Annotated in this window: 9 protein-coding genes; 2 read left to right on the top strand and 7 right to left on the bottom strand. The window is 61.3% G+C overall.

Annotated elements, in window-relative coordinates; genetic code table 11:
• The first annotated feature begins 144 nt into the window (after positions 1-144).
• Positions 145-567, top strand: coding sequence for a phasin family protein (locus tag J7E36_RS22500; protein WP_215008081.1), 423 nt, complete (start codon positions 145-147; stop codon positions 565-567).
• A 10-nt stretch (positions 568-577) separates the two neighbouring features.
• A complete protein-coding gene (locus tag J7E36_RS22505; protein ID WP_215008095.1) occupies positions 578-1,456 on the top strand; it encodes a phasin family protein in 879 nt (292 codons plus the stop codon).
• 108 nt (positions 1,457-1,564) lie between these two features.
• Here J7E36_RS22505 and J7E36_RS22510 read toward each other — a convergent pair whose 3' ends face one another.
• The 7 genes from J7E36_RS22510 to hslV form a co-directional block, all read right to left on the bottom strand.
• Positions 1,565-2,185: a TetR/AcrR family transcriptional regulator gene (locus J7E36_RS22510; protein ID WP_215008083.1), complete on the bottom strand. Its 621-nt coding sequence runs from the start codon at positions 2,183-2,185 to the stop codon at positions 1,565-1,567.
• Between the two features lie 60 nt (positions 2,186-2,245).
• Positions 2,246-3,928: a class II poly(R)-hydroxyalkanoic acid synthase gene (gene phaC, locus J7E36_RS22515; protein WP_215008085.1), complete on the bottom strand. Its 1,683-nt coding sequence runs from the start codon at positions 3,926-3,928 to the stop codon at positions 2,246-2,248.
• Positions 3,929-4,039: 111 nt separating this feature from the next.
• Positions 4,040-4,897, bottom strand: a complete 858-nt coding sequence (gene phaZ / locus J7E36_RS22520; RefSeq protein ID WP_215008087.1) for a poly(3-hydroxyalkanoate) depolymerase — start codon at positions 4,895-4,897, stop codon at positions 4,040-4,042.
• A gap of 91 nt (positions 4,898-4,988) precedes the next feature.
• Positions 4,989-6,668: a class II poly(R)-hydroxyalkanoic acid synthase gene (gene phaC, locus J7E36_RS22525; RefSeq protein ID WP_215008089.1), complete on the bottom strand. Its 1,680-nt coding sequence runs from the start codon at positions 6,666-6,668 to the stop codon at positions 4,989-4,991.
• A gap of 274 nt (positions 6,669-6,942) precedes the next feature.
• Entirely contained in the window at positions 6,943-7,320 is a 378-nt protein-coding gene (locus tag J7E36_RS22530; protein WP_215008091.1) for a gamma-butyrobetaine hydroxylase-like domain-containing protein, read from the bottom strand.
• A 79-nt stretch (positions 7,321-7,399) separates the two neighbouring features.
• On the bottom strand, positions 7,400-8,737 hold the full coding sequence (gene hslU, locus J7E36_RS22535) for an ATP-dependent protease ATPase subunit HslU (protein WP_215008093.1): 1,338 nt from the start codon (positions 8,735-8,737) through the stop codon (positions 7,400-7,402).
• 55 nt (positions 8,738-8,792) lie between these two features.
• A complete protein-coding gene (gene hslV / locus J7E36_RS22540; RefSeq protein ID WP_003186641.1) occupies positions 8,793-9,323 on the bottom strand; it encodes an ATP-dependent protease subunit HslV in 531 nt (176 codons plus the stop codon).
• Positions 9,324-9,574 lie beyond the last annotated feature (251 nt).

The raw sequence follows: 9,574 nt of genomic DNA on the forward strand, positions 1-9,574 counted from the left end.
AGGCTCGCTCCCACAATGGAAAGTCATTGTCTTTAAGCGGTGTGGCATTTGTTAGGGTGCCGTTTCTAATTATTGTCACTACTTTGTGCCTGAGCCCGTCCGTGTGCGGGCAGTTCCTCAAACCTGTTTCCAGTGAGGTGCACCATGGCCAAAGTTATTCTGAAGAAAAAAACCGACGTTGAATCTTCCACGCTCGGCGACGTGAAAACGTACGCGCGCAAGATCTGGCTGGCTGGCCTGGGCGCCTACGCGAAGGTCGGTCAGGAAGGTAGCGAGTACTTCCAGGCGTTGATCAAGGCCGGTGAAGTTGTTGAAACCAAAGGTAAAAAGAACATTGCCGGAAAACTTGAAGCGGCCAACAGCGAGTTGATTGAAGCCAAGGCAGACGTTAGTACATTCAAGGCCCGGGTTGAAGTTCAGCTCGATAAAGTCGAGAAGGTATTTGATGCGCGTGTTGCAAGTGCCTTGAATCGTATCGGCATTCCGTCTAAACATGACGTTGAGGCACTCTCTGTCAAGCTCGATGAGCTGACGGCACTGCTCGAGCGTGTTGCGCGTAAACATTAAGGAGAACGGGATGGCTGGTAAAAAAATCACAGAAAAAGAAGGCAGCTCGTGGGCCGGGACGATTGAAAAGTACTCCCGCAAAATCTGGCTGGCTGGTTTAGGCGTGTACTCGAAGATCGACTCTGACGGCAGCAAACTCTTCGAGTCCCTGGTAAAGGACGGCGAGAAGGCCGAAAAACTCACCAAGACGGCGGTTGGCAAACAAGTCGATGCCGCCAAGGGCTCTGCCGAGTCCGCCAAGTCGCGAATCGGCGGCGTGAAGGATCGGGCCCTGGGCAAGTGGGATGAACTGGAAGGGGCCTTCGACAAGCGCCTGAACAGTGCGATTTCCCGTCTGGGCGTGCCGAGCCGCAATGAAGTGAAGGCATTGCACAGCAAGGTCGACACCCTGACCAAGCAGATCGAAAAACTCACCGGCGCCAAGGTCGCACCCGTGGCGACCAAGACGGCAGCGGCCAAGCCAGCCAGCAAGACAGCGGCCAAGCCACTGGTCAAGGCTGCGGCCAAGACCGTTGCCAAACCTGCGGCGAAAGCAGCGGCCAAACCGGTGGCAAAAGCCGCAGCGGCCAAGCCTGCTGCCAAGGCAGCAGCAAAACCGGTAGTGGCAGCGGCAAAAGCGGCAGCCAAGCCGGCAGCAAAAACCGCAGCGGCCAAACCTGCAGCAACCAAAACTGCAGCGAAGCCGGCAGCCAAGCCTGCGACCAAAGCAGCGGCCAAACCCGCTGCGGCGAAGAAACCCGCGGTGAAAAAAGCCGCTGCACCCAAGGCGCCGACCACGGCTGCCAAACCGGCTACCCCGACGAGCTCGGCGAACTCTGCCTCAGCTCCGACCCCGGTGGCCACCCCGACTCCAGCGCCGGCTCCATCGACGCCTACCGGTCAGTCCTGATCTTCAGGGCAATGGAAAACGCCCGGCCTGTGAAGGTCGGGCGCTCGTTCCCACGCTCCCGCGTGGGAATGCCTCCAGGGACGCTCCGCGTTCCGATCACGCCGATCGTTATTCCTGGTCTTCCAGATATTGCAGCGCCAGCAGTTCCGTCGTCGCCTTCACCTGCGGTAGCAAATGCGCCGCCACCAGCATCATGATCTGGTACACCACCAGCCGGGCCTCGCCCACGCGATCCAGAATGCGCTGGTAATCCAGCGAGAACAGCAAGGTCATGGTGATCTGCTCCACCAGTTGCCCCAGGGCCTGGGTGTCGCTGACCAATAGTCCCTGGGCCTTGAGCTGCGCCAGCAGTGAGGCGAGGGTCCGTTTCAGGGCGTTGAGCAACTGACGGATGCCCTTGGCCAGCTTCGGCAGGCGCCCGGCCAGGTTCGACAGGTCCTGGAACAGAAATCGGTACTGGGCCAGGCGCTCGACGATCAGGTGCAGGAACAGCCAGTAGTCCTCCGGCGCCAGCTGCACCTGCGCCGGTGGGTCCAGTAGCGGTGCCAGTTCGCCCTGGAAACGCTCGAAAAGTCCGAGTACCAGTGGCTCCTTGCCGTGAAAGTGGTAGTAGAGGTTGCCGGGGCTGATGCCCATTTCATTGGCAACTTCCAGGGTAGAGACGTTCGGTTCGCCCTTCTCGTTGAACAATTGCAGGGCACATTCAAGGATGCGGTCGCGGGTTTTCATCCGGTCTTCTTATTGATCAGGTCGTGCCACGGCCAACGGCCCGGCCGTGGCGTCAGGTGTTCAGCGCACGCGGACATAGGTTCCGGGAGCGGCTTCCAGGGGCGGGTAGTTCGCGTTGCCCAGGGTCATCAGGGTCTCGCGCTGGGCGCCGGAACGCTCCTGGATCCAGCTCAGCCATTGTGTCCACCAGCTGCCTTCGACGTGCTTGGCGTCGTAGTACCAGGCCCGTGGATCGTTGCTCAGTTTCGGGCTCTCGATGAAATTGGCCTTGGGGTTGCCCGGTGGGTTGAGGATGCTCTGGACGTGACCGCTGTTGGACAGCACGAAACGCCGGTCGCCCCCCAGCAGCAGCGTCGAGCGATACACCGCATCCCACGGTGTGATGTGGTCGTTGATCCCGCCCACGCTGAAGCTGTCCACCGTGACCTTCTGCAAATCGATGGGCGTGCCGCACACTTCCAGGCCACCCGGATGAGTCAGCGGGTTGTGCTTGAAAAAGTCCAGCAGGTCGCCGTGGTAAGCCGCCGGCAGCCGGGTATGGTCGTTGTTCCAGTAGAGGATGTCGAAGGCCGGCGGCTCCTTGCCCAGCAGGTAATTGTTGATGAAGTAGGTCCAGATCAGGTCGTTGGGTCGCATCCAGGCGAATACCCTGGCCATGTCGCGACCATCGAGGATGCCTTTCTGGTAGGAGCGGCGCTTGGCGGCTTCGAGGGTCTGTTCGTCCATGAGCAGCGCGGCCGGGCTGTCCATCTGGCAGTCGAGCAGGCTCACCAGGTACGTGGCGCTGGCGACCCGGCGCAGTTGGCGCTTGGCTTGCAAATGGCCCTGCAGGGCGGCAATGGTCATGCCGCCGGCGCAGGCGCCCATCAGGTTGACTTCGCGGGCACCGGTGATCGCCCGGCAGACATTCATGGCCTCTTCGGTGGCCTCGACGTAACTGGACAGGCCCCATTCCCGGTGGCGCACGTCCGGGTTGCGCCAACTGATGATGAACACCTGCAAACCGTTCTTCAGGGCGTACTGGACAAAGCTGTTGGAAGGGCTCAGGTCGAAGATGTAGAACTTGTTGATCTGCGGCGGCACGATCAACAACGGCTTGGCGTATTGCTTTTCGCTCATGGGCCGGTACTGGATCAGCTCCAGCAGCTCATTGCGAAACACCACCGAACCGGGCGTGGATGCCACGGTCTTGCCGACTTCAAAGGCGTGGGGCGTGGTCTGCCGCGGCAAGCCATCGTTGTGCAGCAGGTCGTCCACCAGATGGCCGAACCCGCGCACCACGCTGCTGCCGCCGGAGTTGAACAGCTCCTTGATCGCCAGCGGGTTGAGCAAGGTATTGGAAGGCGATACGGCGTCGTTGAGCAGGGCGAAGGCAAAGTGAGCGCGAGCGCGATCATCCGGGTCCATGGTGCTCTCATCGATCCAGCTCTTGACCTGTTTTTGCCAGCTCAGGTAAGCCTGCAGGCTGCGACGATAGAACGGGTTGAGCTGCCAGGTGGGATCGGCAAAGCGCGAGTCGTTGGGATTGGCGGCGTGCAGGGTCTCCCCCAGCAGTACCCGTCCCAGCTGGCTGCCGAGCCTCAACGCATGCCGGGCACTGTGCAGCGGGTTGCGCAAGCCGTGTGCGGCCACGCTGCGCAGGGTGGACAGCAGGTCCCTGCCACGCAAGCCGATGACCGCGCTCTGGGCATTGATGAAGCTGGCAGGGGCGGGCATGGAATCTTTCGCCGGCTTGTCGCGCATGAGTCAACTCCTTCGTCATCAGGCTAAAAACAAACGCACCGAACCAGACAACATAGTCGCTGCTCGGGGTAGTTGCGCGATCTGGCGTCCTGCCAGCGCTCGTGGACGGTGTCAGCCGCCACCCAGCGGCGAAGGATGCGGGTGCATCACGGCGCGCTGACGTTCTTCTTGCAGGAATTTCATGATGATCGGCGCCACGGCCTCGGCCCGGGTGATCAGGAACAGATGGCCGTCATCGATAATGTGCAACTGGGCATTGGGTATGCGCCAGGCCAGCATGCGCATGTTGATCAGCGGGATCAGCGGATCATCGTCGCCGGCCAGCACCAGGGTCGGCTGGTGGATCTTGTGCAGCCAGTGGATGCTGGTCCAGCCGAGGCCGGCGAACAGTTGCCAGTAGTAACCCAGCTTGCCGGCCGAGCGAACCTTGGCCGCGTGGCTGGCCGCCAGCCCCGGGTCGCGGCGGAACGAACCGCCGTAGATCAGCGGGGCGATGCGCATGACATGGGACGGCTGAACATAGCGCCTTGGGCTGGCCATCATCCACAACACTTTCGGTTTGCCCGGCACCATCACCGCACCGGCAGCCGTGGCCGCCAGTACCAGCTTCTTGCAACGCTCGGGATAGTCGTAGGCGAACTGCTGGGCCAGGGCGCCACCCCAGGACACGCCGATTGCATTGACCTGGCCATAGTCGAGGTAGTCGAGCATCCGCGCGGTGAGTTTCGCCAGTCCCGGAAAGCGATACGGCCGGTTGGGCGTCGAGGAGCCGCCGACCCCGGGCACGTCGAAGGCGATGACCTCCAGGTCCGGGTCCAGGGCCTGGATGAACGGAAACACCAGCTCAAGGTTGGCGCCAATGCCGTTGAAGATCAGCAGCGGCGTCAAGTGAGGCTTGCCGGGACGTACCGCGGTGCGCAGGGTCTGGCCATCCAGATCGACGGTACGGAAGATGTACGGTTGCGGCATGCTTCAAGCCCTAAAGGAGAGTGGGAGTTTCAAGCTGCACGCTACAAGCTGCCGGTCAGGCATCCTGAAGCTTGCCGCTTGAAACTTGCATCTATCTTTCATGCACATAGGTGCCAGGCGCCGCTTCACCCGGCACATAAGTCTTGTTGCCCAACACGGTGGGTGCCTTTTTCAGCTTGCCCGAGCGCTCGGCCTGCCACGCTTGCCAGTACAGCCACCAGGAGTCGGTGTGTTTGGTGGAGTTTTCCTGCCAGTCTTCGGCGGTCCTCGGCATGTCCTCACCGGTCATATAGCGGGCCTTTGGATTGCCTGGCGGGTTGAGGATGCTCTGGATGTGGCCGCTGTTGGACAACACGAACTCCACTTTGCCACCAAACAATTGCGCCGACTTGTAGCAGGACTTCCACGGGGTGATGTGATCGTTGGTACCCGCCAGCGAGAAAATGTCGGCAGTGACCTGCTTGAGGTCGATGGGCGTACCGCACACTTCCAGTGCATTGGGCCGGGTCAACGGGTTGCTTTTGAACATCTCGATCAGGTCGCCATGGAACGCCGCCGGAAGCCGGGTGGTGTCGTTGTTCCAGAACAGGATGTCGAACACGGGCGGTTCGTTGCCCAGCAGGTAGTTGTTGACCCAGTAGTTCCAGATCAGGTCGTTGGGGCGCATCCAGGCGAAGACCTTGGCCATGTCCCGGCCCTCAAGGACCCCGGCCTGGTAGGAGTGGCGCTTGGCCGTTTCCAGGGTCTGTTCGTCAACGAACAGCGCCACGTCAGTGTCCAGGGTCGTGTCGAGCACGCTCACCAGCAGGGTCAGGGCGTTGACCTTTTTCTCGCCGATAGCCGCGTAATGGCCGAGCAGCGCGGTGCAGGTAATGCCACCCGAGCAGGCGCCGAGCATGTTCACGTCCTTGCTGCCGGTGATGGCCGTGACCACATCCACCGCTTCCTTGAGCGCCTCGATGTAGGTCGACAGGCCCCACTCGCGCTGTTCCTTGGTCGGGTTGCGCCAACTGACAATGAAGGTCTGCACGTTGCTGCGCAGGCAGAAGCGCGCCAGGCTCTTGTCCGGGCTCAGGTCGAATACGTAGAACTTGTTGATCTGCGGCGGGACCACCAGCAACGGCCGCTCATGAACCTGCTCGGTGATGGGCCGGTACTGGATCAGCTCCAGCACGTCGTTGCGAAACACCACGGCGCCTTCGGTCACGCCCAGGCTCTTGCCGACCTCGAACGCACCCATGTTGACCTGGCTCGGCATCCCGCCGTTATGCACGAGGTCCTTGGCGAGGTGGGACAGGCCGTCCAGCAGGCTCTTGCCGCCGGTTTCGAAGAAGCGCTTGACCGCCGCCGGGTTGGCCGCCGAGTTGGTCGGCGACATGGCTTCGGTCATCAGGTTGATCACGAAATGCCCGCGGCTGATGTCCTGGGGCGCCAGGTTGCTGTCGTCGATCCAGGCGTGCAGTTCCTTGCGCCATGCCAGGTAGGTTTGCATGTAGCGCTTGTAGAGCGGGTTCTGGCTCCACGCCGGGTCATTGAAGCGACGGTCATCGCCGGCGGGTTGCAGCTCGGATTTGCCGAACAGGACGTTCTTGAGCTCGAGACCGAAGTGGGCGACGTGCTTGGCGCTGTGCAGCGGTTGCTTGAGGGTCTGGGCCAGCACCATTCGGGCAGAGGCCAGCAGGTCTTTCCTGCGCAGCCCGACAACAGGATTCAACCCCAGGGTATTTTCCGAGGCCTGGTACTTCAGGTCATCGTTGTTCTTGTTGCTCATCTACGACGCTCCATTGTCAGACGAGTACCGGGACCGTGGCGCTAAGCCACACAGCCAATACCAGGTACGCTGCTCGGGTGACCGTTAATTCCGCATCGTGACCAATGAGGAAAACCTGTGTAAGGAACTCCCCAGTTCCTTAGCAGGGAGCTTGCCAGCTCCATTGGTTACCCGAGTTTAATTTTTTTCGCAAGCAGGCCATTCATTGACCTTGCCGGGCGGACATTCAAGCAGATGAGTCTAGAAAGTTCGCCCTAAAGCGCCAGCCCTTGAACTAGAGCATCAGCTTGACGACGGAGGCGTTCGGGTCGCGGGTTTTTCCGGCGGCCTTGAGTTCATCAAGATAATCGTTCCACAGGTCTTCCTGGCGCACCGCCAGCTGGTAGAGGTAGTCCCAGGTGAACAGTCCGCTGTCATGGCCGTCGTCGAAGGTCAGTTTCAGTGCGTACTGGCCGGCCGGTTCGACCTTGGTCAGGCCGACGTCGAGCTTGCCGTATTGCAGGATCGGCTTGCCGTGGCCCTGGACCTCGGCGGAAGGCGAGTGCACCCGCAGGAACTCGGCGGGCAGGTGGTACTCCTCGTCCGGCGCATATTTCAGCGTCAGGGTCCGGGAGGCTTTGTGCAGGTTGATGGCGGTGGGGAGTTTGGTCATGGAAGCAGCTTAAAGCTGCAAGCTACAAGCTACAAGCCGGAGGTGACCAGCTTGCAGCTTGAGGCTTACAGCTTGCCGCTTAGAGAATATACCGCGACAGGTCTTCGTTCTGCGCCAGCTCACCCAGGTGGCTGTTGACGTACTCGGCGTCGATGAGGATCGGCGCTTCGTCGTGCTTGCTCGCCAGGTCGCCGGCGCTGAACGACACTTCCTCGAGCAAACGCTCGAGCAGCGTGTGCAGGCGACGGGCACCGATGTTCTCGGTCTTCTCGTTGACCTGCCAGGCGATCTGCGCCAGGCGCTTGATGCCTTCCGGGGTGAACTCGATGTTCAGGCCCTCGGTCTTGAGCAGCGCGCAGTACTGTTCGGTCAGGGACGCATGGGGCTCGCTGAGGATGCGTTCGAAGTCTTCCGGCGACAGCGCCTTGAGCTCGACACGGATCGGCAGACGGCCTTGCAGTTCCGGCACCAGGTCGCTCGGCTTGCTCAGGTGGAACGCACCGGAGGCGATGAACAGGATGTGGTCGGTCTTGACCATGCCCAGCTTGGTGTTGACCGTGCAGCCTTCGATCAGCGGCAGCAGGTCGCGCTGGACACCTTCGCGGGACACATCGGCGCCGCCGACATTGCCGCGCTTGGCCACCTTGTCGATCTCGTCGATGAACACGATGCCGTGCTGCTCGACCGCTTCCAGAGCCTTGGCCTTCAACTCTTCTTCGTTGACCAGGCGGCCGGCCTCTTCTTCGCGCACCAGTTTCAGCGCTTCCTTGACCTTGAGCTTGCGGCTTTTCTTCTTGCCCTTGCCCATGTTGGCGAACAGGTTCTGCAACTGGCTGGTCATCTCTTCCATGCCTGGCGGCGCGGAAATGTCGACACCGGCCATTTCGGCCACTTCGATCTCGATTTCCTTGTCGTCCAGCTGGCCTTCACGCAGGCGCTTGCGGAACAGTTGGCGGGTGTTGGAATCCTGCGTCGCGGCGGAGTCAGCGTTGAAGCCCATGCGCGCCGGCGGCAGCAGGGCGTCGAGGATGCGCTCTTCGGCGGCGTCTTCGGCGCGGTGGCGGACCTTGGTGATTTCCTGTTCGCGCAGCAGCTTGATGGCGGCATCGGCCAGGTCACGGATGATCGATTCGACATCGCGACCGACATAGCCGACTTCGGTGAACTTGGTGGCTTCGACCTTGATGAACGGCGCATTGGCGAGTTTGGCCAGGCGTCGGGCGATCTCGGTTTTACCGACACCGGTCGGGCCGATCATCAGGATGTTCTTGGGCGTCACTTCGACGCGCAGCTCTTCAGGCAGCTGCATCCGGCGCCAGCGGTTACGCAGGGCGATGGCGACGGCGCGCTTGGCATCGTCCTGGCCGATGATATGGCGGTTGAGTTCGTGGACGATTTCGCGGGGAGTCATGGACATAATAATTGGCGGTCCTCAAGCGGAAATGAGCCGTGGCGCTGGGCCGAAAACAGGCTTATTCCGCGAGATCCTGCTCCTCAATGGTTTGGGTATGGTTGGTGAAGACACAGATGTCGCCGGCAATGCCCAGGGCAGTCTCGACGATCTCACGGGCCGACAGGTCGGTTTTTTTCAGCAGGGCGCTGGCCGCAGCCTGTGCGTAGGCGCCGCCGGAACCCATGGCGATCAGGCCGTCTTCGGGCTCAACCACGTCGCCATTGCCGGTGATGATCAGCGAAGCGTCTTTGTTGGCGACCGCGAGCATGGCTTCGAGGCGGCTCAGGGAGCGGTCGGTGCGCCATTCCTTGGCCAGTTCCACGGCGGCACGGACCAAGTGGCCCTGATGTTTCTCAAGCTGGCCTTCGAAACGCTCGAACAAGGTGAAGGCGTCGGCGGTGGCCCCGGCAAACCCGGCGATGACCTGGCCGTGGTACAGGCGGCGGACTTTCTTCGCGTTGCCTTTCATCACGGTGTTGCCCAGTGAAACCTGGCCGTCGCCGCCCATGACGACTTTGCCATGACGGCGGACTGAAACGATGGTGGTCAAGGGGGAGTCTCCACGCAGCGGGGCGAAAATGCCCGGATGGAACTCATATGGGGGTGGCGTGGGGTTTTTCAACTGCGAGGTGCGGAGGGTGACAAGCGGTTCGTTTTGCCCATGGGAGCAAGGCTTGCCCACGATGAGGTCAACGCGGTTGACTGATCGTTCCCACGCTCTGCGTGGGAACGCAGCCCGTGACGCTCTGCGTTACTGGACGCGGAGCGTCCCTTGAGACATACCCACGCAGAGCGTGGGAA

Origin of the sequence: Pseudomonas fluorescens, assembly GCF_018614775.1 — a bacterium.
GTDB lineage: Bacteria > Pseudomonadota > Gammaproteobacteria > Pseudomonadales > Pseudomonadaceae > Aquipseudomonas > Aquipseudomonas fluorescens_BY.

Coding starts and splice junctions, on each gene's coding strand:
- J7E36_RS22500 (WP_215008081.1), top strand. CDS start 145: ATGGCCAAAGTTATTCTGAAGAAAAAAACCGACGTTGAATCTTCCACG.
- J7E36_RS22505 (WP_215008095.1), top strand. CDS start 578: ATGGCTGGTAAAAAAATCACAGAAAAAGAAGGCAGCTCGTGGGCCGGG.
- J7E36_RS22510 (WP_215008083.1), bottom strand. CDS start 2,185: ATGAAAACCCGCGACCGCATCCTTGAATGTGCCCTGCAATTGTTCAAC.
- phaC (WP_215008085.1), bottom strand. CDS start 3,928: ATGCGCGACAAGCCGGCGAAAGATTCCATGCCCGCCCCTGCCAGCTTC.
- phaZ (WP_215008087.1), bottom strand. CDS start 4,897: ATGCCGCAACCGTACATCTTCCGTACCGTCGATCTGGATGGCCAGACC.
- phaC (WP_215008089.1), bottom strand. CDS start 6,668: ATGAGCAACAAGAACAACGATGACCTGAAGTACCAGGCCTCGGAAAAT.
- J7E36_RS22530 (WP_215008091.1), bottom strand. CDS start 7,320: ATGACCAAACTCCCCACCGCCATCAACCTGCACAAAGCCTCCCGGACC.
- hslU (WP_215008093.1), bottom strand. CDS start 8,737: ATGTCCATGACTCCCCGCGAAATCGTCCACGAACTCAACCGCCATATC.